The organism is Streptomyces sp. NPDC041191 (assembly GCF_055591945.1).
In genome coordinates, this window is the sequence record NZ_JBVIZC010000005.1 from 436,997 (window position 1) to 459,764 (window position 22,768).

General features: G+C 74.7%; 19 protein-coding genes and 1 other RNA gene. 6 read left to right on the plus strand and 14 right to left on the minus strand.

All coding sequences use genetic code 11. The annotated features are described in order from the left end of the window. Window positions 1-24: 24 nt before the first annotated feature. Window positions 25-567, minus strand: a complete 543-nt coding sequence (locus ACZ6AQ_RS13155) for a GNAT family N-acetyltransferase (RefSeq protein WP_468759745.1) — start codon at window positions 565-567, stop codon at window positions 25-27. 72 nt (window positions 568-639) lie between these two features. Continuing rightward, window positions 640-1,029 carry a hypothetical protein gene (locus ACZ6AQ_RS13160; protein WP_468759747.1) on the minus strand — a complete coding sequence of 130 codons (390 nt, stop codon included), beginning with the start codon at window positions 1,027-1,029 and terminating at the stop codon, window positions 640-642. Between the two features lie 333 nt (window positions 1,030-1,362). Between ACZ6AQ_RS13160 and sigJ the strand changes: the two genes are divergently transcribed. Next, window positions 1,363-2,310, plus strand: coding sequence for an RNA polymerase sigma factor SigJ (sigJ, locus tag ACZ6AQ_RS13165; RefSeq protein WP_468759838.1), 948 nt, complete (start codon window positions 1,363-1,365; stop codon window positions 2,308-2,310). 167 nt (window positions 2,311-2,477) lie between these two features. Here the strand turns inward: sigJ and ACZ6AQ_RS13170 are convergent, their stop codons facing one another. The 3 genes from ACZ6AQ_RS13170 to ACZ6AQ_RS13180 form a co-directional block, all read right to left on the minus strand. Further along, entirely contained in the window at window positions 2,478-3,626 is a 1,149-nt protein-coding gene (locus tag ACZ6AQ_RS13170; RefSeq protein ID WP_468759748.1) for a uroporphyrinogen-III synthase, read from the minus strand. A 129-nt stretch (window positions 3,627-3,755) separates the two neighbouring features. After that, window positions 3,756-5,111, minus strand: a complete 1,356-nt coding sequence (locus tag ACZ6AQ_RS13175; protein WP_468759839.1) for a nitrate/nitrite transporter — start codon at window positions 5,109-5,111, stop codon at window positions 3,756-3,758. Window positions 5,112-5,336: 225 nt separating this feature from the next. Beyond that, window positions 5,337-6,302: a LysR family transcriptional regulator gene (locus ACZ6AQ_RS13180; RefSeq protein WP_468759750.1), complete on the minus strand. Its 966-nt coding sequence runs from the start codon at window positions 6,300-6,302 to the stop codon at window positions 5,337-5,339. Between the two features lie 82 nt (window positions 6,303-6,384). Between ACZ6AQ_RS13180 and ACZ6AQ_RS13185 the strand changes: the two genes are divergently transcribed. The 3 genes from ACZ6AQ_RS13185 to ACZ6AQ_RS13195 are packed head-to-tail and all read left to right on the plus strand — an operon-like array spanning window position 6,385 to window position 8,283. Then, window positions 6,385-7,707: an MFS transporter gene (locus ACZ6AQ_RS13185; protein WP_468759751.1), complete on the plus strand. Its 1,323-nt coding sequence runs from the start codon at window positions 6,385-6,387 to the stop codon at window positions 7,705-7,707. Window positions 7,708-7,753: 46 nt separating this feature from the next. Continuing rightward, window positions 7,754-8,029 (plus strand): type II toxin-antitoxin system Phd/YefM family antitoxin, encoded by a 276-nt coding sequence (locus ACZ6AQ_RS13190; RefSeq protein WP_468759753.1) that lies wholly within the window; start codon window positions 7,754-7,756, stop codon window positions 8,027-8,029. Beyond that, complete coding sequence (locus ACZ6AQ_RS13195) at window positions 8,026-8,283, plus strand: Txe/YoeB family addiction module toxin (RefSeq protein ID WP_468759755.1); 258 nt, start codon at window positions 8,026-8,028, stop codon at window positions 8,281-8,283. Before ACZ6AQ_RS13190 ends, ACZ6AQ_RS13195 begins: the two co-directional genes overlap by 4 nt. Window positions 8,284-8,368: 85 nt before the next feature. Here the strand turns inward: ACZ6AQ_RS13195 and ssrA are convergent. The 5 genes from ssrA to ftsE form a co-directional block, all read right to left on the minus strand. Next, window positions 8,369-8,762, minus strand: a transfer-messenger RNA (tmRNA) gene (ssrA, locus tag ACZ6AQ_RS13200). A 116-nt stretch (window positions 8,763-8,878) separates the two neighbouring features. Then, window positions 8,879-9,418, minus strand: coding sequence for an SsrA-binding protein SmpB (smpB, locus tag ACZ6AQ_RS13205; protein ID WP_468759757.1), 540 nt, complete (start codon window positions 9,416-9,418; stop codon window positions 8,879-8,881). Window positions 9,419-9,436: 18 nt separating this feature from the next. Then, a complete protein-coding gene (locus ACZ6AQ_RS13210; protein ID WP_468759759.1) occupies window positions 9,437-10,624 on the minus strand; it encodes a S41 family peptidase in 1,188 nt (395 codons plus the stop codon). Window positions 10,625-10,702: 78 nt separating this feature from the next. Beyond that, a complete protein-coding gene (ftsX, locus tag ACZ6AQ_RS13215; protein ID WP_468759760.1) occupies window positions 10,703-11,620 on the minus strand; it encodes a permease-like cell division protein FtsX in 918 nt (305 codons plus the stop codon). Between the two features lie 32 nt (window positions 11,621-11,652). Next, window positions 11,653-12,342 (minus strand): cell division ATP-binding protein FtsE, encoded by a 690-nt coding sequence (gene ftsE, locus ACZ6AQ_RS13220; protein ID WP_053648390.1) that lies wholly within the window; start codon window positions 12,340-12,342, stop codon window positions 11,653-11,655. 233 nt (window positions 12,343-12,575) lie between these two features. Here ftsE and ACZ6AQ_RS13225 point away from each other — a divergent pair, with 233 nt between their 5' ends. Further along, window positions 12,576-12,758 carry a hypothetical protein gene (locus tag ACZ6AQ_RS13225; protein WP_468759761.1) on the plus strand — a complete coding sequence of 61 codons (183 nt, stop codon included), beginning with the start codon at window positions 12,576-12,578 and terminating at the stop codon, window positions 12,756-12,758. A gap of 87 nt (window positions 12,759-12,845) precedes the next feature. On the opposite strand, the gene ACZ6AQ_RS13230 is transcribed toward ACZ6AQ_RS13225, so the two are convergent. The 4 genes from ACZ6AQ_RS13230 to ACZ6AQ_RS13245 all read right to left on the minus strand — a co-directional run bounded on the left by ACZ6AQ_RS13230 (window position 12,846) and on the right by ACZ6AQ_RS13245 (window position 18,444). Beyond that, window positions 12,846-13,565, minus strand: coding sequence for an LPXTG cell wall anchor domain-containing protein (locus tag ACZ6AQ_RS13230; protein ID WP_468759763.1), 720 nt, complete (start codon window positions 13,563-13,565; stop codon window positions 12,846-12,848). Window positions 13,566-13,962: 397 nt separating this feature from the next. Beyond that, entirely contained in the window at window positions 13,963-15,066 is a 1,104-nt protein-coding gene (gene prfB / locus ACZ6AQ_RS13235; protein WP_388690537.1) for a peptide chain release factor 2, read from the minus strand. Window positions 15,067-15,328: 262 nt separating this feature from the next. After that, window positions 15,329-16,561 (minus strand): serine/threonine-protein kinase, encoded by a 1,233-nt coding sequence (locus ACZ6AQ_RS13240; RefSeq protein WP_468759765.1) that lies wholly within the window; start codon window positions 16,559-16,561, stop codon window positions 15,329-15,331. A 107-nt stretch (window positions 16,562-16,668) separates the two neighbouring features. Continuing rightward, window positions 16,669-18,444, minus strand: a complete 1,776-nt coding sequence (locus tag ACZ6AQ_RS13245) for a serine/threonine-protein kinase (RefSeq protein WP_468759767.1) — start codon at window positions 18,442-18,444, stop codon at window positions 16,669-16,671. Window positions 18,445-19,109: 665 nt separating this feature from the next. Between ACZ6AQ_RS13245 and ACZ6AQ_RS13250 the strand changes: the two genes are divergently transcribed. Next, window positions 19,110-22,676 carry an FHA domain-containing protein gene (locus ACZ6AQ_RS13250; protein ID WP_468759769.1) on the plus strand — a complete coding sequence of 1,189 codons (3,567 nt, stop codon included), beginning with the start codon at window positions 19,110-19,112 and terminating at the stop codon, window positions 22,674-22,676. Window positions 22,677-22,768: the final 92 nt, after the last annotated feature.

Consider the following 22,768-nt stretch of genomic DNA (forward strand, 5'->3'; position numbering starts at 1 on the left):
GCGTACGCCACCGGAGACCCCGTGTCAGGCCGGATCTCCCGGAACGGGAACACCGGGCGGCGGGTCGTCGTGCAGCAGCCGCTGGAACAGGTGGTGGTCGCGCCACTCGCCGTCGATGTGGAGGTAGCGCGGCGCGGTGCCGACGCGGGTGAAACCGCCCTTGGCGAGGACCCGTTGGGAGGCGTGGTTGCCGAGGAGGGTGCACGCCTCGACCCGGTGCAGCCCCAGCTCCTCGCGGGCGGCCCGGCACGCCTCCTCCAGGAGGGCGGTGGCGAGCCCCCGGCCGGCGTGGTCCGGATCGACCCAGTAGCCGAGGGAGGCGCTGCAAAGGGGACCGAGGACGGTCCCGGAGAGCGTGGCGACGCCCACGATCTCGTCGCCCTCGACGGCGAACCACCGCGCCCCGCCGTCCGCGATCCGCTCGGCCTGCCCCTCGGTCGTGTAGTACCGCTCGGGCCGGTACGGCTCCCAGGGCTTCAGGTACGCCCGGTTCCGCGTCACCGCCCGGGCGAGGGCGGGGGCGTCGGCGGGAGTGGCGGGCCGGATGCGGGGTCCTTCGGTGGTCATCCGCGTACGGTAACGGGCCCCGCCGCCCCGGACGGACGCGGCGGGGCACGGCCCGGTGTTCCCGGCCGGGCCTCAGCGGCGTGCCAGGGCCAGCACGCTCAGGCCGAACATCAGGACGCCCAGCGGGAGGTGGACCGACGGCACGTGCGCGATGCCGAGCACGACCTGGGCGGAGGCCAGGAGGAGGAAGCCGGACGCGTCCCGGACGGGCCGGAGGGAGCCGCCGCCCGGCTTCCACGCCAGTACCGCCGCGAGCAGGTACAGCATCGTCGCCCCGTACGTCACGCGGGCTCCCACGCTGTGCAGCGCCTCCCCGTAGGACGTGGTCAGGAGCAGCCCGGCGGAGACGGCCTGGACGAAGATGGTCAGGGTCTGCAGGGCGATCGAGCACCGCAGGAACGAGAAGCCGTGCCGTGCCGTCGCCGTCGCCGTCGCCGTCTTCGTCGTCGTCTGGGTGGCCATGTGGCGGTCCCTCCGTTCTGCCCGGGGGCAGTGGGTCGATAAGGTCTCGCGGGTCCGACGAGACGGGCCCGCGAAAGGTAAGGCGAGGGGGCGGACGGAAGCGTGGGGACGGACGGGAGCGGGGGGACGGACGGGAGCGGGAGGACGGCCGGGGGTGCCGTGCCGACCGGGGGCACGGAGGAGACCGGGAGCGCTGTGCCGGCCGGGGGCCGGGGGACGGCCGGGAGCGCTGTGCCGGCCTGGGGCACGGAGGAGACCGGGAGCGGGGAGGAGGCCGGGAGCGGGGAGGAGGCCGGGAGCGGGGAGACGGACGGGAGCGGGGAGACGGACGGCGTGGTGGCCGGTGAGCGGCGGCGGCTGCTCAACGTCGCCTACCGGCTCCTCGGTTCGCTGGCCGAGGCCGAGGACGCCGTGCAGGAGGCGTACGCGCGCTGGTACGCGCTGCCGCCGGCCCGGCGGGGGGAGGTCCTGTCCCCCGGCGCCTGGCTGACGACGGTGACCGGCCGCGTCTGTCTGGACGTGCTCGGTTCCGCGCGGGCCCGGCGCGAGCGCTACGTCGGCGCGTGGCTGCCCGAACCGCTGCCCGACCGCGCCGAGTGGGGCCGTGGCCGCGGGACCGTCCCCGCCGGTCCTCCCGATCCCGCCGACCAGATGGTCCTGGACGAGTCGGTGTCCATGGCCTTCCTCGTGGTCCTGGAGTCGATGACGCCCGCCGAGCGGGTGGCGTTCGTCCTGCACGACGTCTTCCGCTACCCCTTCGCCGAGATCGCCGGCGTCCTCGACCGCTCCCCTGCGGCCTGCAAGCAGCTGGCGTCCTCCGCCCGGCGGCGGGCGGGCGCGGCGACCGCTCCCGCGGCGGCCGGGCGGGCCGGCGCGGTACGGCGCGTGCGGGAGGCGTGGGAGAACAAGGACATCGCGGCCCTCGTCGCCCTCCTCGACCCGGCCGCCGTGATGACCGCCGACGGCGGCGGTCTGGCCGGCGCCGCCCTCCGCCCGGTCGAGGGCGGCGCGGACATCGCCCGGTACATGGTGGGCATCGCCGACCGGGCCCCGGGGCTCCGGCTCCTGGAACGGTCGGTCAACGGCGCGCCGGGGCTGGTGGCCGTGCGGGAGGGGTCCGTCGTGACCGTGGCCTCGTTCGACGTCGCCGACGGCCGCGTCTCCCGGATCTGGGTGGTCCGCAACCCGGAGAAGCTGCGGTCGTGGACGGAGGACGGCCGGGAGCCGTCGGGCGGTACGGGGACGGAAACGGGGGCGGGGCCGGGCCCCCAGGGGCCGTAGGGGCCGTAGGGGCCGTAGGGGCCTGTACACCCCCTACAAGCCCCTACGGGCCCCACAGCCCCGTAGTTGGTCGCACGGGCCCGGTCCGGGCCCGGCAGGGGTCGTACGGCCCCCCCTACGACCCCTACGGCCCGTACGGGTCCGCACCCGCCCCCGGAGTCCCGGCCCTACCCGTCGTACTTGTCCTCCGCCGCCGGGTCCAGGGCCAGCCGGTAGCCGCGCTTGACCACGGTCTGGATCAGCTTCGGGGCGCCGAGGGAGGTCCGGAGGCGGGCCATCGCCGTCTCCACCGCGTGTTCGTCGCGCCCGGCACCCGGCAGGGCGCGGAGGAGTTCGGCGCGGGGAACGACCCAGCCGGGGCGACGGGCGAGGAGTCCCAGGAGGGCCATCCCGGCGGGCGGGACGGGGTGCAGGACCCCGTCCACCAGGGCCGCGTGGCCCCGGATCTCCAGGCGGTGTCCGGCGACCGGGAGGACCCGGGCGCGGGCGGGCAGTTCGGTGCAGAGGACCTGGACGAGGGGGCCGAGCCGGAACCGTTCGGGCTGGTACGTGGCGATGTCCTCCGCCTGCAGCGGCAGCGAGGTCACCGGCCCCACGCACACCGCAAGCACGCCGTGCCGCAGCGCCGCGACGACCTCCTCCCGCACCCCCCGCTCCCCCGCCCGGGCGAGCAGCGAGACGGCCGCCGGGGCGCTGGTGAAGGTCACCGCGTCCAGGCTCCCGGCGAGGACCGCGTCGAGCAGCCGGTCGAGGGGGGCGGGGTCCTCCGGCGGCATCCAGCGGTACACGGGAACGCCGACGACCTCCGCCCCGCCGGCCGTCAGCGCCTCCACGAAGCCCGGCAGCGGCTCCCCGTGCAGCTGGAGCGCGATCCGGCGGCCGGCCACCCCCTCGGCGAGGAGCCGGTCCAGGACCTCGGCCATGGACTCCGAGGACGGCGACCAGGACTCGCTGAGCCCGGCGGCCCGTACGGCCCCCTTGACCTTCGGCCCCCGGGCGAGGAGTTCGACGCCCCGCAGGACGGCGAGCAGTTCCTCCCCGTGCCCCCAGCCCTCGGCGGCCTCGATCCACCCCCGGAAGCCGATCGCCGTGGTGGCGATCACGACGTCGGGGGCGCGGGCGACGAGCTCCCTGGTCGCGGCGAGGAGTTCGGCGTCGTCGGCGAGGGGCACGATCCGCAGGGCGGGGCCGTGGACGACGGTGGCGCCGCGCCGGCGCAGCAGCGTGATGAGTTCGTCCGCGCGCCGTGCCGCGGTGACGCCGACGGTGAAGCCCGCGAGGGGCCCGGCGAGGGGGCCGTGTTCTTGCTCGTCCATGGGTCCTGAGCCTGACGGGAGCGCGTGACGGACGCGGTTCGTCCGTATTTCCTGGCCGTTACGGACCCGGTTTCCCGGCCGTTACGGCCCTGGTTTCCCGGCCGTGGCGATCCGGGCCGGGCACCGGGTTCACACCGTCGCGCGACCGGCCCGGGGAACCGGGTGCGCGGCGGCGGCGGTCTCCGGCACGGTGACCGCCGGGCGTCGAAGGTATACCGCCCGGGTGACGCCCATGCACACCGCGTAGAAGACGAGGAAGGCGGCGAACGCGGCGGTGCCGGTGCCGACGGTCGCGAAGGACTGGCGGAAGGCGAGGTTGATCCCGAGTCCGCCGAGCCCGCCGACCGCCCCGGTGATCCCCATGGCGGCGCCGGAGAGCCGCCGCCCGTACGCCTCGGCGTCCTCGCCCGTGAGTCCCCGGCGGCGCCCCTGGGACAGGAAGACCGCCGGGATCATCTTGTACGTGGAGCCGTTGCCGAGGCCGCTGAGGACGAAGAGGCAGGTGAAGCCGGTGAGGAAGACGGCGAGCGACCCGGTCGCGGAGGCGAGGACCACCACGGAGGTCGCGGCGGCCATCGCGGCGAAGGTCCACAGGGTGATGCGGGCGCCGCCGTACCGGTCGGCGAGGAGACCGCCGACGGGCCGCAGGAGCGAACCGAGCAGCGGGCCGAGGAAGGTGAGCGAGGCGGCCTGGAGCGGGGTGCGGCCGAACTGGGTCTGCAGCACGAGCCCGAAGGCGAAGCCGTAGCCGATGAAGGAGCCGAAGGTGCCGACGTAGAGGAGGGCCAGGATCCAGGTGTGCCGGTCCCGCACGGCCTCCCGCACGGCGCCGGTGTCGTTCCTGACGGGGGCGAGGTTGTCCATGAAGAGCGCGGCGCAGACGGCGGCGGCCACGGCCAGGGGCAGGTAGACGCCGAGGACGAGCCGGGGGTGCGCCGCTCCGGCGGTCCCGATGACGAGGAGGCCGACGAGCTGTACGACGGGGACGCCGAGGTTGCCGCCGCCCGCGTTGAGCCCGAGCGCCCAGCCCTTCTTCCGCAGCGGGAAGAAGGCGTTGATGTTGGCCATGGAGGAGGCGAAGTTGCCACCGCCGACGCCGGTGAGCGCCGCCACCAGGAGGAAGGTGGCGTACGACGTGCCGGGCTCCGTCACGACGAGGGCGAGGCCGGTCGGCGGCAGGAGCAGCAGGGCGCCGGCGACGGTCCAGTTCCGGCCGCCGAACCGGGCGACGGCGAAGGCGTACGGGACCCGGATCAGCGCGCCGACCAGGGTGGCGGTCGCGATCAGGAAGAACTTGCCGGCGGGGTCGATCCCGTACTCCGGGCCCATGAACAGGACCATGACCGACCACAGGCTCCAGACCGAGAAGCCGATGTGCTCGGAGAACACGGAGAAGACCAGGTTCCGCCGCGCGGTCCGCTCCCCCTCCTCGCGCCAGAAGGTCTCGTCCTCCGGTTCCCACCGTTCGATCCACCGGCCGCCCATGTCCCACCTCCGGGTGTCGGGACCCAGGGCGTCCACGGCCCCGGTCCTCCGGGCACCGACGCTAGGGAGGCCGCGTTTCGGTCCGGTGCCGCGGAGTGACGACGGGGCAACCTTGCGCTCACCCGCCGGCCGCGGCCCCTGAGAGGGACGGGCCGGCGCGCCCCCGGTCCCGGGCCGGCGGGCCGTCCGCGCCCTTCGGTCCCGGGCCGGGGCCGTCCGCGCCCCTCAGTCCCGGGGCAGGCCCGGTTCGTCCTCCGGCAGCCAGGCACCCGGCGGGCGGACCCGCCAGCCCTCCCGGGTGCCGATCTCGGCGGCGGCGGTCCGCAGGGCGTCCAGGCCGGGATGGCGGAGCCCCTTGCGCCACACCAGGCTCACGGGTGACAGCGGGACGGGGTCCACGAGGGGACGCAGGACGCAGCCGGGCATGGGCGGGAAGTCCACGACGGCGAGGACGGGATTCCCGTACTTGGCCATGATCCGGCGGAACTCCTCCTTGCCGACGGCGAGCGGCGCGGGCGGGGCGATGCCGATGCCGCGCCCGGCGAAGAGCCGCGCGGCGAGGTCGGTCCACTCGGGGGTGCGCTCGTTCCCGGCGCCGGCGTAGATCCGCTCCCCGGCGAGCGCGGCGAGCGGGACCTCGGGGAGTCCGGCGAGCGGATGGTCCCCGGGCAGGACCACGGCCATCGGCTCGTACCGCACGAACTGCGCGTCGAGCCCCGCCCTGAGCCCGGCGTCGAGCCCTCCGTAGCGGCCGAAGGAGGCGTCGAGGCGGCCGGCGGCGACGGCCCGCGCGGCGCCGGTGAGCCCGCTCTCGTAGCGGGCCATCAGTTCGAGGTCGGGGGCGAGTTCGCGGGCCCGGCGCAGCACGCGCTCGTGGGCGAGGCCGGGGCTGTTGAGGTCAACCAGGAGGGGCCGGGACTCGGCCCGGAAGGCGTCCCTCAGCTCGTCGTGGGCGGCGAGGACCCGGCGCACGTGCGGCAGGAGCCGTTCGCCGTCGGGGGTGAGGGCGACCTGCCGGGTGGTCCGTACGAAGAGTTCGGCGTCCAGCTCGCGCTCCAGGCGCCGCACGTCCCGGCTGAGGGCCTGCTGGGCGACGTGGAGCCGGGCGGCGGCGCGGGTGAAGTGCAGCTCCTCGGCGACGGCGGCGAAGGCGCGCAGGAGGCGGGGGTCGATGTCGTACGAGGAGGCCACGCCGCATTCAACAACACAGGTGCGTGAATGGCCATCGATCAGGTGTTGGACCGGCCGGGGCCGCGCACCCGAGCCTTGTCCCATGCCGCAACCGGACCTCATCCCCACCCCGGCGGGCCCGGCCCTCGCCCCCCGCTACCGCGACCACGACCGTCCGTACGGACACGACCGCCCGCACGGACCCCGCCGCGACCGCGGCCGCCCGGACGTCCTCCCCCGCAACCCCTACCTCCGTCTCTTCGCCCGTCCCGGCACCCGCGCCTTCACCGCCGGGGGCCTGATCGCCCGGCTGCCCGCGGGCATGTTCGGCGTCAGCGCCGTGATCATGATCGCGGCGGCGTACGGCTCCTACGCCCTGGCCGGCGCGGTCACCGCCACCGGCCTGGCCGTCGGCTCCGTGACCGCTCCCCTGATCGCCCGGCTGGTCGACCGGTACGGGCAGGCCCGGGTCGCGGTCCCGGCCGCCGCGTACGCGGCCCTGGGCCATCTGGTCCTGTCGCTGTGCGTCCACGAACGGGCCCCGGTCTGGGCGCTCTTCGTGACGACCGCCGTCACCGCGACCGCCCCGAACACGGGCGGGATGTCCCGGGCCCGCTGGGCCCACCTCCTGCGGGACGACCCGGACGCGCTGCACACCGCCAACGCCTTCGAGCAGGCCGCCGACGAACTCTGCTTCATGCTCGGCCCGGTGCTCGCCGCCGTCCTCTGCTCCGCGCTCTTCCCCGAGGCGGGGACGCTCACCGCCACCGCCCTCTTCCTCGGCGGGGTCCTCCTCTTCGCGGCCCAGCGCTCCACCGAACCGCCGGTCGCCCCCCGCACCCCGGCGGGCTCCCCGCTGCGTGCCCCCGGCACGGCGCCGCTGCTCGCGGTCTTCCTCGCCACCGGAGCGGTCTTCGGCTCCATGGAGGTGGTGACGCTGGCGTACGTGGACGGGCCCGTCGCCGGTCCGGTCCTCGCCCTCCAGGCGGCGGGTTCCTGCGCCGCCGGCCTACTCTACGGCCGCGCCCGCCGCACCGTACGGCTGCGCACCTGCCTGGCCGCGATGACGGCCCTGATGGCGCTGCCGCTGCTCGCCGCGTCCACCGGCTCGCTGCTCGCCCTGGCCGCCGGCCTGCTCGTGGCGGGCATGGCCACGGCCCCGACGATGGTGACGGGCATGGGCCTGCTCCAGCGCCTCACGCCCGCGGCGCGGCTCAACGAGGGCATGACCCTGGCCGTGACCGCGCTCCTCGCGGGCATCGCGGCCGGCTCGGCGTCCGGCGGCTGGGCCGCCGACCACACCCCGTTCCCCGCGTTCGGCTTTCTGCTGCCGGTCACGGCGGCGGCCGTGGCGCTGGCCCTGGTCTCGGCCTTCCGCGTCGACGGCCGCCGACGAAAGACTGGTACAACTATCCGGTACGAGTGAGGAGTATAGTTTTCTCGTCACGAGGCCACCGGAAGGGGACCGCGTCATGTCCATAAGCGCCAGCGAGGCACGGGCCACGCTCTTCCCGCTCATCGAACGCGTCAATGACGACCACGTCCCGGTGCGGATCACCTCCAGGAGCGGTGACGCCGTCCTGATGTCCGCCGCCGACTACGACGCGTGGCAGGAGACGGTGCACCTGCTACGTTCCCCCAAGAACGCCGAACGGCTCATGGGGGCGGTGGCCCGGGACCGGGAGGGGCGGGCTGCGGTCGCCTCGACCACCGACGACCTGAGGGAGATGGCCGGGGGCGAGGAGTGAGAAGTGTCCACTTCGATCCGGCGGCCTGGGAGGACTTCCTGTTCTGGATCGACACGGACCGGCGGGCGGCACGCCGGATCGTTCGCCTGATCGGCGAGATCCAGCGGGACCCCTTCAAGGGGATCGGGAAACCGGAGCCGCTGAAGGGGGATCTGACCGGCTACTGGTCCCGTCGGATCGACGACGAGCACCGTCTCGTCTACCGGGCGGACGCCGGGGAAGTGAAGATCGTCCAGGCCAGGTACCACTATTGAGGCATGACGAAGGCCCGGCGGTCGTGTGACCGCCGGGCCTTCGCCCACATGGGATGAGGTGTCCGGGGACGGTGCCCCGGACGCTCGGTGGAGATGGCGGGAATCGAACCCGCGTCCAACGGTACGGAAACAGAGCTTCTCCGTGTGCAGTCCGCTACGCGTTTCTCGGCCCCGGAGATCACGCGGACAAGTCTCCGACGGGCTCAGTCACTGTTTGATTTCCCTCCACCCCCCGTGACCGGGAGTGGAGGTTTAGATCCCTTAATGACGCCAGGATCCGGGTCGGGACCATCCCCGGGCTGACGCTCCTCACAGAGGCTTCTGTTCGTTACCTAAAAATTAGGCAGCGAGGGCGAAGCGGGAGTTATCGCTCTTGGAGTTGGCGATTATTGGTTGCGACATATGGTTTACGAGATCATTGCCGCTTCCTCGACACGCTTCCTCTGCATCGGTATCCGCTGTCGAAACCGATCATCCCCATGTTGATTTTTCAAGGTGCGCACCCCTTGCGAGGTGTGCGGGCTCCATCGTACGTGACCAACGGCGGACGCCGCCAGCGTATTCCCGGGAGCCGGCCCGCTCCGGAAGGGAGGGCCTAGCCGGACTGCGCCGCGCGCTGGCGCCGCTTGGCCGCCGCGATGGCGCGGTTCGTCTCGCGCGTGTCCTGCTTCTCGCGCAGGGTCTGGCGCTTGTCGTACTCCTTCTTGCCCTTGGCGAGGGCGATCTCGACCTTGACCCGGCCGTTCAGGAAGTACAGCGCGAGGGGCACGATCGTGTGACCCGTCTCCTGCGACTTCGACTCCAGCTTGTCGATCTCCTCCCGGTGGAGGAGCAGCTTCCGCTTCCGCTTGGCGGAGTGGTTGGTCCAGCTGCCCTGCATGTACTCGGGGACGTGGATGTTGTGCAGCCACGCCTCGTGGTTGTCGATCTGGACGAAGCCGTCGACCAGCGAGGCCCGCCCCATGCGCAGCGACTTCACCTCGGTGCCCATGAGCACCACACCGCACTCGTAGGTGTCGATGACGTGGTAGTCGTGCCGCGCCTTCTTGTTCTGCGCGATGAGCTTGCGCTCCGGCGCCTTGTCCTGGTTCTTCTTGGCAGGCTTGCCCTGCACGTTCACGAGTCCCTTGGCCATAGTGCGGCCATTTTCGCACTACGAGGCCCCTCCGAGGCCACTCAATACCGTTCTCGCCCGCTCCTCGGCCCGCTCCCCCGCCGCCAGGTCGGGCGTGATGCCGCGTCCGTCGACGGTGTGCCCGGCGGGGGTCCGGTAGTGGCCGACGGTCAGCTCGGCGACCGATCCGTCGGGCAGGGGGCTCGGCATCTGGACCGCGCCCTTGCCGAAGGTGCGGGAGCCGACCGTGACGGCCCGGCCCCGGTCCTTGAGGGCGCCGGTGAGCAGTTCGGCCGCGCTCATCGTGCCCCCGTCGACCAGCGCCACCAGGGGACGGCCGGTGTCGCCGCCGCCCTCCGCGTACACCGCCCGCTCCTCGCCCGCCACGTCGTAGGTGGCGACGAGTCCGCCGTCCAGGAAGGCGGAGGCGGCGGTGGCGGCCTCCGTGACGAGACCGCCGGAGTTGCCCCGCAGGTCCAGCAGGACCCCGGCGCCGGCCGGGGCCTTCCGCACCGCCTCCCGCACGCGCGTGCCGGCGCCCTTGGTGAACGCCTCGACCCGGATCAGCACCGCCCCGTCGTCGAGGCGGCGGACGGTCACCGGGTCCGTCGCGAGCCGGGCCCGGCGCAGGGTCAGCGTCCAGGCCGCGCGCCCGCGCTCGACCCCCAGGGCGACGGGCGAGCCGGGGACGCCGTCGCCGCGCAGCAGGGCGACGGTCTCGGAGACGGAGAGGCCGTCCACCGGGCGCCCGTCGACGGAGACCAGCCGGTCACCGGCCCGCAGTCCGGCCCGGTCGGCGGGGCCGCCCGGCCGGACCCGGGTCACCCGGACGCGGTCCTCGCCGGCCCGGCCCGCGGAGAGCCCGACGCCCGTGTAGGCCCCGTCGAGGGCCTGCTCGAACTCCGCGTACTCCCGCCGGTCGTAGACCGCGCCCCAGCGGTCGCCGCTGCGGCTGACGAACTCCTCGGCGGCCTGCTTGCCCGACTTCCCGTCCGCCATGGCCGCGGCGGCGGCCCGGCCGAGCGCGGCGGCGTCGACGGGCGTACGGCCCGGGGCCCGGGAGCCGGGACCGGGGAGCGCCTCGGCCCGCTTCCCCGCGGGCTCCTGCCGCGGCAGCGAGCCGGTGGCGGCGGCGGTGGCGAGGACGCCGGTGAAGACGAGCGTCAGAACGGCCCCGCGGAACGCTCCGCGGGGCCGGGGACAGAGAAGGTCGGTGCCGTCGGGCATGCCGTCCACTGTAGGACAGGGAGATGGCGCCGCACGGGCCGTGGCCGTACGACGCCATCCGTCACGACGGGTGCTTTCTCACACCTTCAGGTACTTGCGCAGCGCGATGAGGGCCGCCACGGCCGGCATCAGGAGACCGATGGCGATCACCAGCGGCAGCTTGGCGAACACCGCGTCCCAGCCGATGAAGTTGACCAGCTGCATCTTCTCGGCCAGCGCGATGCCGTGGTCGATCAGGAAGTACCGGCCGACGAGCAGCAGCACGCAGGCGACGCCGCCGCCGAGGAGTCCGGCGAAGGCGGCCTCCATGATGAACGGCATCTGGATGTAGAAGCTGGACGCGCCCACGAGCCGCATGATCCCGGTCTCGCGGCGGCGGCTGAAGGCCGAGACGCGGACGGTGTTGACGATCAGCATCAGCGCGATGACCAGCATCAGGCCCATGACGCCGAGCGCGGCGATGTTCATGCCGTTCATCAGGTCGAAGAGGTTCTGCAGGATGTTCCGCTGGTCCTGGACCGACTCGACGCCGTCCCGCCCGGCGAAGGCGGTGGCCACCACCTTGTACTTCTCCGGGTCCTTGAGCTTGACCCGGAACGACTCCTGCATCTGGTCCGGCGTCACCACGGAGGCGATGGCGGTGTCGCCGTACTGCTCCTTGTAGCGCTTGAACGCCTCGTCGGCCGTCTCCCGCTGGACGGAGTCGACGATGTCCATCTTCTTCAGGTCGGCCTCGATCTGCTCCTTCTGCTGCGTGGTGACCGCGCCCTTGGGGCACTTGCCCGCGGTGGCCGCGTCGGCCTTGTTGCAGAGGAAGATGGAAACGTTGACCTTGTCGTACCAGTAGTCCTTCATCGTGCTGACCTGCTCACGCATGAGCAGCGCGCCGCCGAAGAGGGCGAGCGAGAGGGCCACGGAGACGATGACGGCGAAGGTCATCGTCAGGTTGCGCCGGAGACCGACGCCGATCTCGGAAAGCACGAACTGAGCGCGCATGGGTCTGCTTTCTCCTCCTGCTCGCTACGGGCTCAGTGCTGGTATCCGTAGACGCCGCGCGCCTGGTCGCGGACGAGGCGGCCCTTCTCGAGCTCGATGACGCGCTTGCGCATCTGGTCGACGATGTTCTGGTCGTGGGTCGCCATGACGACGGTGGTCCCTGTCCTGTTGATGCGGTCGAGCAGCTTCATGATGCCGACGGAGGTCTGCGGATCGAGGTTGCCGGTGGGCTCGTCGGCGATCAGCAGCATGGGCCGGTTGACGAAGGCCCGGGCGATGGCGACGCGTTGCTGCTCACCGCCGGAGAGCTCGCCCGGCATCCGGTCCTCCTTGCCGCCGAGCCCGACGAGGTCGAGCACCTGCGGGACGGCCTTGCGGATCTCGCCGCGCGGCTTGCCGATGACCTCCTGGGCGAAGGCCACGTTCTGGGCCACGGTCTTGTTGGGCAGCAGGCGGAAGTCCTGGAAGACGGTGCCGAGTTGGCGTCGCATGTGCGGCACCTTCCAGTTGGACAGCCGGGCCAGGTCCTTGCCGAGGACGTGCACCTGGCCTTGGCTGGCGCGCTCCTCGCGGAGGAGCAGCCGCAGGAAAGTCGACTTTCCGGAGCCCGAGGAACCGACGAGGAAGACGAACTCCCCCTTCTCGATCTCCAGGGAGACGTCCCGGAGCGCGGGGCGGTTCTGCTTCGGATAGGACTTGGAGACGTTGTCGAATCGGATCACGGATGCACCACGGTCGGCCGGGAGTAGGTGTGCGTGACCTTACGCGACCGGGGACGGCCCTCGCAGTCGCGGTCCTGGCTTGCGCGGTATATCCTTTTCGCCCTTCCGGGTGGAGGGCGGCGGACCGGCGGGGCGCGCCGAAACGACGCGGAGCTGGCACAGTGGTAGGGGGAACGTCCGGAATCCCCCGCACGTTGTCCCGACGTGTTCCCGGTGCGGGAGGAGGAGAGCGTATGACCTACGACCGACTGGTGTGCGCCCACTGCGCGGCCCCGGTCGCCGAGGGCCGCTGCCCCGTCTGCCGCGCGAACCGGGAGCGCCTGACTCCCCGGGGGCCGTCCCCCGCGATGCTCCTGACACTGGCGATCGCCCTGCTGGCGGCGATCGCGCTGCTCACGGCGGTCCGCACGGTCTAGGAGCCGCCCGGCGGCCCCGTACGGGCCCGGAGACGCCGCGAAGGGCCGGGGAGAGGTCTCCCCGGCCCTTCGCGGCGTACGGAACCGTCAGGTGGCGGTACGGCCACCGGCGACGAGACGCGGCAGCATGCGGAAGCCGATGCCACCGGCGATCATGGTCGCGGCACCGATGAGCAGGAACGAGGTCTCGGCCGCGCCGGTCTCGGCGAGCTCCTCCTTCGCCTGGCCCTGCTGCACGGGCTGCGAACCGGCGTTGTTGACGTCGGGGTTGTTGCCCGGGGTGCCGTTGCCGGCACCCGCGCACTCGACCCCGTCGAGGTCGACGGTGCAGTTGTCGGGCGCGCCGGTACCGGGAGCGCTCGTGCTGCCCGGACCCGGGGCGGTCGGCGGAGTGGTGCCCGGCGGGTTGGTGGCCGGCGGGTTCGTACCCGGCTGTCCGGTGGTCGGCGGAGTGGTGACCGGCGGCTCCGTGGTGGGCGGAGTGGTGACCGGCGGCTCGGTCGTCGGCGGCGTCGTGACCGGCGGCTCCGTGGTGGGCGGAGTGGTGACCGGCGGCTCGGTCGTCGGCGGCGTCGTGACCGGCGGCTCCGTGGTGGGCGGAGTGGTCACGGGCGGCTCGGTGGTCGGCGGAGTGGTGACCGGCGGCTCGGTCTCCTCGCAACCGACGGTGCCGGGAATGCAGGTGGGCGTCGGGTCCGGCTCGCCGTCCCCGAAGCCCCCCACGGCCTGCGCGGCCCCCGCCGCGGTGAGCGACGCACCGCCGGCGATCACCGCGGCGGCGGCGACGCGCGCGATACGGATTCGCATCTGCTTGGTCATCTGGTTGCTACCCCCAGTAGCTCAACTCGTCATGGGGCAGCGCTCGGGGTCCGCGCGGCAGGGGCGACGTCACGACTGGACCGGCCCCCGTTCACACGCGCCCCAGCAACGCGCATGCCAGTACGACACCCTTCCGAGTTTCCGATGAGGCGTCAAGGTCGTTGCGCGTGCGATGCCCGAAAGATCACCACTCGCCCGACATGCGATGATGCAACTGTGACGTAAACGCCGAACACCGGCCCCCGGAAGGGTGGTTGTCTTGTCGACATAGTGCCTCGGCGGTCCGTCTTCCGCTTGCGTCAGCGAATGCGCGCGGTGAGGAACGACGCCGGGCCCCGCACCGTGTCGGTGCGGGGCCCGGCGGGCGGAACCGTGGACCGGTGGACTACTTGTCCTGCTGCTTGCGCCAGCGGATGCCGGCCTCCAGGAAGCCGTCGATCTCGCCGTCCAGGACGGCCTGCGGGTTGCCGACCTCGAACTCCGTGCGGAGGTCCTTGACCATCTGGTACGGGTGGAGGACGTACGACCGCATCTGGTTGCCCCAGGAGCTGCCGCTGTCCTTCAGGGCGTCCATCCTAGCCCGCTCCTCCTGGCGCTGGCGCTCCAGGAGCTTGGCCTGCAGGACGTTCATGGCGCTCGCCTTGTTCTGGATCTGGGAGCGCTCGTTCTGGCAGGAGACCACGATGCCGGTCGGGAGGTGCGTGATGCGCACGGCCGAGTCGGTCGTGTTGACGCCCTGTCCGCCCGGTCCCGAGGCGCGGTAGACGTCGACGCGCAGGTCGGACTCGTCGATCTCGACGTGGTCGGACGACTCGACGACGGGCAGGATCTCGACGCCGGCGAAGGAGGTCTGGCGGCGCCCCTGGTTATCGAAGGGCGAGATGCGGACGAGCCGGTGGGTGCCCTGCTCGACGGAGAGCGTGCCGTAGGCGTACGGGGCCTTCACCACGAAGGTGGTCGACTTGATGCCGGCCTCCTCCGCGTACGAGGTCTCGTAGACCTCGGTCGAGTAGCCGTGGCGCTCCGCCCAGCGCAGGTACATGCGCTGGAGCCGCTCGGCGAAGTCGGAGGCGTCGACGCCGCCGGCCTCGGCCCGGATGTTGACCAGGGCCTCGCGCTCGTCGTACTCGCCGGAGAGGAGGGTGCGGACCTCCATCTCGTCGAGGGCCTTGCGGACGGAGACCAGCTCCGCCTCCGCCTCGGCGAGGGTGTCCGGGTCGTCCATCTCCTCGGCGAGCTCGAAGAGCACCGCGAGGTCGTCGATCCGCCCGCGCAGGGTCTCGGTCTTGCGGACCTCGGCCTGGAGGTGCGAAAGCTTGCTCGTGATCTTCTGCGCCGCCTCCGGGTCGTCCCACAGGGACGGGGCCGCGGCCTGCTCTTCGAGCACGGCGATGTCGGCCCTCAGCTTCTCGAGGTCCAGGACGGCCTCGATCGACCCCATGGTCGAGGAGAGGGACTTCAGCTCTTCGGATACATCGACGACTGCCACGCGTCCAGCGTAACGGCTCCGGGCGGGGAGCCGAACCCGTGACGACCGGGGGGTGTCCCGGCGGCCGGTCCCGCCCCGCCCGTCCCCCGGGTCGCGTCCGGAAAGTGGCGCCGTCTGCCCGGAGGGCAGGGGTCGCGGTGTCCGGTGCGCGCGATCGCAAGGCGCCGGGATGCCGTCGTAGCGGAGCCACTGGGGCATTTCGGCAACGCGGTGGGCGTGCGTGCCGGGCGCCGCGAGCCAGGCGGGACCTTCCGGACACGACCTACGGCGTCGAGGACTGCTTCGAGTCCCGCGGCGGGGTCTCCGCGTCTCCGGAGGTCGCGAGGTAGCCGCCGGCCCCGAGCGCGCCCGCCAGCACGACCGCCGCGACGGCGAGGGTGATCCGGCGCTTGCGGACCGCGCCCGCCTTGTGGCGGGCCGAGCCGGGACGGCGGGCGCCCGCCGGGCGGGGGGCGCGGGCCGTGCCGAGCGGACCGCCGGAGAGTTCGTCGGGGGCCGGAACCCGCATGGAGGTGTGGGTGTCGCGGTGGGAGTCGGCGGAGGCCCCCGGGACGAGCGGGACGGCGGCCCGGCGCGGGCCGGGCGTGACGGCGCCCGCGACGGTGGCGTACCCGTCCTCCTCGTACGGCTCCGGCTCCGCGTCGGGCTCGTCCACGTCCAGCGGCGGGATGCCCTTGAGCAGCGGCAGCACGTCCCGGAGGCGGGCGGCCAGCTCGGAGGCGCGCAGCCGGGAGGCCGGGGCCTTGGCGAGGCACTGCACGAGCAGCTGCCACAGCTCCTCGGGGATGCCGGGCAGCGGGACGACGGTCTCGGTGACGTGGCGGCGCAGGACCGCGCCCGGGTGGCCGCCGCCGAACGGGGTGAAGCCGGCGAGCAGCTCATACAGGACGGTCGCGAGGGCGTAGATGTCGACGGCGGCGCGCGGCGGCAGGCCCTCGACGATCTCGGGGGCGAGGTAGTCGGGGGTGCCGATGATCCGGGTGGCCCTGGTGCGGCCGGGGGTGTCGATCAGCTTGGCGACGCCGAAGTCGGTGAGGAGGGCGGGGTGGGAACCGCCGGGCCCGAGCGGGCCCTCCATGTCGAGGAGGATGTTCTCGGGCTTGACGTCGCGGTGGACGACCCCGGCGGCGTGCGCGGCGGCCAGGGCGTCGGCCACGTCGGCGACGATCGCGGCGGCGGCCTCGGGGGCGAGGCGGCGCTCGCGGTCGAGGCGGGTGCGCAGGTCGGTGCCGCGCACCAGGTCCATGACGAGGGCGAGGTCGTTGCCGTCCACCACCAGGTCGCGCACCTTCACCACCCGCGGGTGGTCGAGGCCGAGCAGGGCGGTCCGCTCCTGGACGAAGCGGCCGACCAGCTCCTGGTCGGAGGCCAGGTCCTCACGCAGCAGTTTGACGGCGACGGGCCCCTCGGGGCCCTCGCCGAGCCACACCGTTCCGGCGCTGCCCCGGCCGAGGATCTGGTGGGCGGTGTAGCGGCTGCCGATGTTCCGTGCCAAGACTGCTCCCTCAGCGGCTGCGGTTCACGCCCAAGCTACGCGTCCACGGCCGCCGGTCGTCACTTCCGGAGGGAAAACTCCCCCCGGAAGTCGATAAATCGGCAATATTACTGCCCCTTACCGCCGGTAGCACCCGGGGTGCCGGTGCCCGTGCCCGCGCTGTCGAACAGCTTGGAGACCCAGTCGCTGAACGACGAGACGCCGTCGCCGATCGCCTCCCAGTAGCCCTTGCCCTGGGCCACCCAGTCCTGGAGCGGGGTCAGCTCCCAGACGAGCCAGCCGGCGACCACGAACAGGACGATCGTGACCAGGCAGCCCTTGAGGCAGCCGAGGCCCGGGATCCGCATCGGGTTGGCGCCGCGCTGCCGCGGCGGTCGCGGTTCGCGCGGCGGTCGCGGCTCGCGCGGCGCGGGCGCCTGGGGAGGCGGCTGCGGGGGCGCGTACTGCTGCTGGGGCGGGGCGTACCGCTGCTGCGGGGCGGGCTGCGGCGGGGGCGCGTACTGCTGCGGCTGGTGCTGCTGCGCGTACGGCTGGGGGACGGGCCGCTGCGGCTGGTACGGCGGGGACTGCTGCCCGTGCTGCTGTCCGTACGCGCCGGGCTGCGGCTGGTTCTGCGGAGGCTGCGGCTGCCGCTGCGGGCGCCGGCGCAGGGGGTCCTGGCCCGGGTCCAGGTAGTGCATCTGCGTCTGCTCGTTGCGGTCGCGGGCGGCGCGCAGCTGGCTCTGCCAGGGGTGCGGCTCCTCGCCCTGCCCGGCCTGCGGCGGGCCCGGCGGGACGGGGGGCATGACGGCCGTCGGGTCGGCGGCGCCGCCCGGCCCCCCGACCGGCATGACGCCGGTCGGGGCGGCGGGGTCGTACCGCGGGGGCGCCCCGGCGGGCAGCACCTGGGTGGGGTCGGCGGCCCCGGGGGCACCGTGGGACAGCACCTGGGTCGGATCGGCGGCCCCGGGGGTCTCCGGGACCGGCGCGGGTGCCGGGTCGGGGGCGAGGAGCGCCCCGACGCCGTCCGCCGCCTCGATCTGGGCGGGCGTGGCGTGCACGCCGATGCCGGCGGCGACCGCGCGCAGGCCGCGGGCGAGGTTCACGGCGCTCGGGCGCCGGTCCGGTTCCTTGTCGAGGCAGCGCTCGATGACCGTCCACAGGGGTCCGGGCACGGTCGAGGGGCGGCGCGGCTCCTCGCTGAGGTGGCGGTGCAGGACCTCCAGGGCGGTGCCGCCCGCGAACGGGGGACGGCCGGTGACCAGCTCGTACAGGAGGATGCCCGCGCCGTAGACGTCCACGGCGGAGGTCTGCGGGCGGCCCTCGGCGGACTCGGGCGCCACGTACGCGGGCGTGCCGACGAACTCGTGGGTGCGGGTCAGGCCCGGGGAGTCCGCGAGGCGCGCGATGCCGAAGTCGGTGAGCATCGGGTGCATCTCGCCGTTCCGCTCGGCGAGCAGGACGTTGGCCGGCTTCAGGTCGCGGTGGACGACGCCGTCGGCGTGGCTGGCGGCGAGCGCGTCGGCGATCTGGGCGGTGAGGAGCGCGGCCGCGACCGGGGTGAGCGGGCCGTTCTCCCGGATGTACCGGTGCAGGTCGGGGCCCTCGACCAGGTCCATGACGAGGGCGAGGACGTCGCCCTCCACGACCAGGTCGCGGGTGCGCACGATGTTCGGGTGGGTGAGCCGCAGCAGCACGGACCGCTCGCGCAGGAAGCGCATCACGATGTCCGCGTCGTTGGCCAGCTCCTCCTTGAGGACCTTGATCGCGACGGTCTCGCCCGGCTGGCCGGGCACGGCCGCCTCGGCGCCCGCCGTCTCCCTCTGGCGGGCTCGCCAGACGGTGCCCGTGGCGCCGCGGCCGAGCGGCTCCTCGAGCAGGTACTTGCTGCCGATAGGCCGCACGTCACGCGCTCCCTGCTGATCGTGGTCCTCGGGGGGTCCCGCGGTGTCCCGGGGGCCCTGTCCTCGTGGTCCTCTTGGTCCTCGTGGTCCTCGTGGTCCCCTCGGGCCTCCCGGCCCTCCTGGTCCCCTTGATCCTCTTGGTCCTCGTGGTCCTCTTGTTGTGACCCGTCCGGATGTCCGACCCACTTTAGTGCCGCCGAACGGGTGCCGGACCGGTCGTCCACGGGGCGGTTCCGGGCCGGCGCGCCGGTCCGGCGGACTCCCGGCGGGCGGGTGCCGGTCCGGTGTCGCGCCCGCTCCGGGTGCCGCGCCGGCCCGGTGCCGCGCACGGTCGCGGCCCGGCTCCGACCGAAGGTGCCCGGAACGGGGCCCGGTCCTGTCCGGAAGAAGACGCTTCTTCGAGCGGGACGGTTGCCGGACATGTTCCGAAGGCATGCTCAACCAGGCACTTTTACGTCCACAGCCGACCATTCAAGATCACTTACGGCCGACCGGCGGGCGCGTTGTCAGTGGCAGGTGCGAGGATGCCCTCAGCACGCCGCGTCAGGGGTCGGGAGCCCCGCGCCGTGCCGACCTGTACCGGACGACGCGTCCGTGCCGGGTGGGGGGAGACACAGGGCGGTCCCCCTGCCGGGCACGTCGCGCAGAAGGGACCGCTGACGGCGATGCAGATCCGGCTGACCGTCCTCGCGCCACACGCCGGCCCCGGCGCCGGGCGCGCCTGCGACGTGCTCGTCACCGCCCCCGCCGGGACGGCGCTCTCCGCCGTGGCCTCGCACCTGGCCTCCGCCGTCACCGGCCCCGAGTCCTCCCCGTCGGGCACGACCGTGCTCTACGCGGGCGCGGAGCGGCTGGACGGACGGCGCTGCGTGCTCGGCGAACCCCCGCTGGTCGACGGCGCGGTCCTCTCGCTCCAGGTCCCCGGCCCGGACGACCGGGCGGGGGAGCCCGCCGCCGCCCGGCTGCACGTGGTGGCGGGCCCGGACGCGGGCGGGGTGCACCTGCTGCACGGGGGGACGGTCAGGATCGGCCGTTCCGCCGACGCCGACGTGCCGCTGGACGACCCGGACGTCTCCCGCGCGCACTGCACGGTGACCGTCGGCGGGGACGGCCGGATCACGGTCGTCGACCGGGGCTCCACCAACGGCACGGTCCTCGACGGCGTCCCCGTGGGCGACCGGCCGGTCCGGCTCCGTCCGGGCGCGCTGCTGCGCCTCGGCGAGTCCGCCCTGCGCCTGACCGGGCCGGGCGACGGCCCCGGCACGGACCCGGTGGCGACGGCCCCGGACGGCGAGGGCCACCTGCGGCTCACGCGCGGGGCCGACGGATGGGCGGGCCCCGGCAGGCCGGTCCCGGCGGGAGGCCTCACGGTCCCGGCGGACCCGGCGGACGACACGACCCACGGCGGGCACGGACTCGCGTGGCACGGCGGACCCGACGGCCCGTACGGCGGCGGGGGCGGCTCGTACGACGGCGCCCCGGGCGGTTTCCACGGCGACGGGCACGACCACGTCCGGGGCCCCGCGCGCGAGGAGCACGGACACCGCGGCACGCACGAGGACGGCCACGGGAACGGCGCCGACGGCGGCGAGGCGTACGGCGGGCCCCCGGAGGCCGACCGGTCCCGGGGCCGGGACCACGGCCGCGACCACGGCCGCGATGACGTATCCCCGCCCCCGGCCGCGTCCGTCCGGGCGGGCGGCAGGCGCGGGCTCGGCGCGTGGGCCCGGCGCCTCGCCGGCGGCCGCGAGGAGCTTCCGGCCCCCGCCGGGGCCCCGCGGACGCCCGGGGCGCACACCGGTGTCCTGCGGGACGCCGGCGCCCACGGCCCCCTGCCGGGCGCCGACACCTGGCCCGACCCGGCCACCGTCCTGCTCAACGCCCTCGGCCCCGGTCCCCGGCTCTGGGAGCGCGCTCCGGACCACCCGGAGTTCCTGGCGGTCCGGCTCGGCACCACGGACCGCGCCGAGCTCTCCGGCGTACCGGTCACCGCCGGACTGCGCGAGACCGGTTCGCTCGGCCTGGCCGGCCCCGGCGACCGGCTCGCCGGTCTGGCCCGTTCGGTGGTGGCCCAGCTCGCCGCCCTGCACTCCCCCTCCGACCTGGAGATCGTGCTCCTCAGCGCCGACCGGAACCGGTCCCTGGAGGAGCGGCGCCGCGCCTGGGGCTGGCTCGGCTGGCTCCCGCACGTCCGGCCCGCCCACGGCCAGGACTGCCGGCTCCTCCTGGCGTACGACCGCGAGCAGGCCCACGCGCGGACCTCCGAACTGACCCGGCGGCTCGACGACGGTCCGCTCGGCCCCGGCTGGCCCAGCGCGGACCGCGCGGCCGTCGCCGACGCCGCCGCCCGCCACGAGGGTCCCCGGACGGTCGTCGTCGTGGACGGCGACCCCGGCACGGCGGCGCTGCGCGAGACGGTGGCGCGGCTCGCCGGGGCCGGGGCGGCGGCCGGGATCCACCTCCTCTGCCTCGCCGAGGCGCCCCCGGCCTCCCCGGTGTCGCCGGTGGCCGCGACGTACGAGGCCGCGTGCGCCGCGTCCCTCGCGTTCCGCGAGTGCGGGGCCGCCGCGCTCCTGAGCGGTGACGTGGCGACGGCGCTGCGCCTGTTGCGGACCACCGGCGGACACGTGGCGGGCCACGGCACCGTCGGCGTGGTCGACGCGGTCTCCGTCGCCTGGGCCGAGCGGTTCGCGCGGGCGCTGGCCCCGCTGCGGCCGGAGACCCCGGCGGCCCCGCACGGCCGGGCCGCCGCGCTGCCCCCGTCCTCCCGGCTCCTCGACGAACTGGGGCTCGCGCGGGCCACGCCCGCCTCCCTGATGGCCCGCTGGGCCTCCGCCGGGGACGGGACGGCCGTCCTGGGCGCGGGTCCGCGCGGGCCGCTGTCCGTGGACCTCACCCGGGAGGGACCGCACCTGCTGATCGAGGGCCCGGCGGGCAGCGGCCGCACGGAACTGCTCCGCTCGATCGCCGCCTCGCTCGCGGCGGGCGGCCGCCCCGACCGGCTCGGCCTGGTCCTCGTGGACGGGGCCGGCGGCGAGCGCGGCGAGGGCCTCGCGGCCTGTACGGAGCTGCCGCACGTCACCGGGCACCTGGTCGCCTCGGACCCGGTCCGGATGCGGGAGTTCGCCCAGGCGCTGGGCGCCGAACTGAAGCGGCGGGCGGAGCTCCTGGGCGACGTCCCCTTCGCCGACCGGCGGGGTGCCCGCGCCCCGCAGGTCACGGACCGGCTGTTCGGCCAGCGCGCCCCGAGCGCGGCGGAGTCCCTTCCCCGGGGCGCCCGCGCGGCCGTCCGCCTCCCGGACGCCGACCGTCCGAGCGGCCGCACCCTCCGGACGGGCGACGGGCCGGTCGGCGCCCTCCCGAGCGGCCGGAGCGCGTATCCGGGCGCGGACGCCGCGACCGGACCGGCCGGCGGGCGCGTGCCCCGGCCCGGCGACCCCACCGAACCCCCCGGCGGGCGCGTGCCCCGGCCCGGGAACGGTTTCGTACGCGGCGGGGACCCGTTCACGGCCGACACGCCCAGCGGGCGGCTGCCCCGGCGGGGTGGTCCGGGCGGCGGTCCGGACGACCGCCCCGGCGGCCGTGCCCTCCGCGCCGGGGACGGCGGTCCGGGTGACGACCGGACCGAGGAGGCGGGGGCGCCCCGCGTCCCCCGGCCCGCCACGGGCGAGCAGGCGGCGGCCGGGACGCTGCCCCGGCTCGTCGTCCTGGTCGACGACTTCGACGCGCTGGTCGCCCCCGCGCTCGGCGCCCCCGGCCGGCCGGCCGCCGGGTCCGTCGTACGGGCCCTGGAGGCCGTCGCCCGGAACGGCGAGCGGCTCGGCGTGCACCTCGTCGTGGCCTCGGCCCGCCCGGACCGGACCGCCGACACGGAGCCGGTCCTCGGCGCCCGGCTGCGGATCGTGCTCGACGCGCCCCCGGCGACGGCGGGACCGGACGTCCCGGTGGCCGGGCGGGGCCGGCTCGGGCATCCGGACGGGCGGGTGACGCCCTTCCAGGCGGGCCGTGTCACCGGGCGGATCCCCCGCACGGCGACGCTGCGCCCGACGGTCGTCCCGCTGGAGTGGGAACGGATGGGCGACCCGCCCACCCGCCGCCCGGTCCGGGAGCTGGGCAACGGGCCGACGGACCTGGCCCTCCTCGCGAGCGCGCTCGACCGGGCGGCCCGCTCGGTCGAGGCCGCGCCCGTGGCGCCGCTCCCCCCCGCCGTCCCGGCGCGACAGGGCTCCTGACGGCACGTCACAGGCGAATCACGATCCTCCACTTGACACGGAAGGCGGTATTGCGGCCCCGCGGCACCCGGCGTAGACCTGTCGGCACGGGA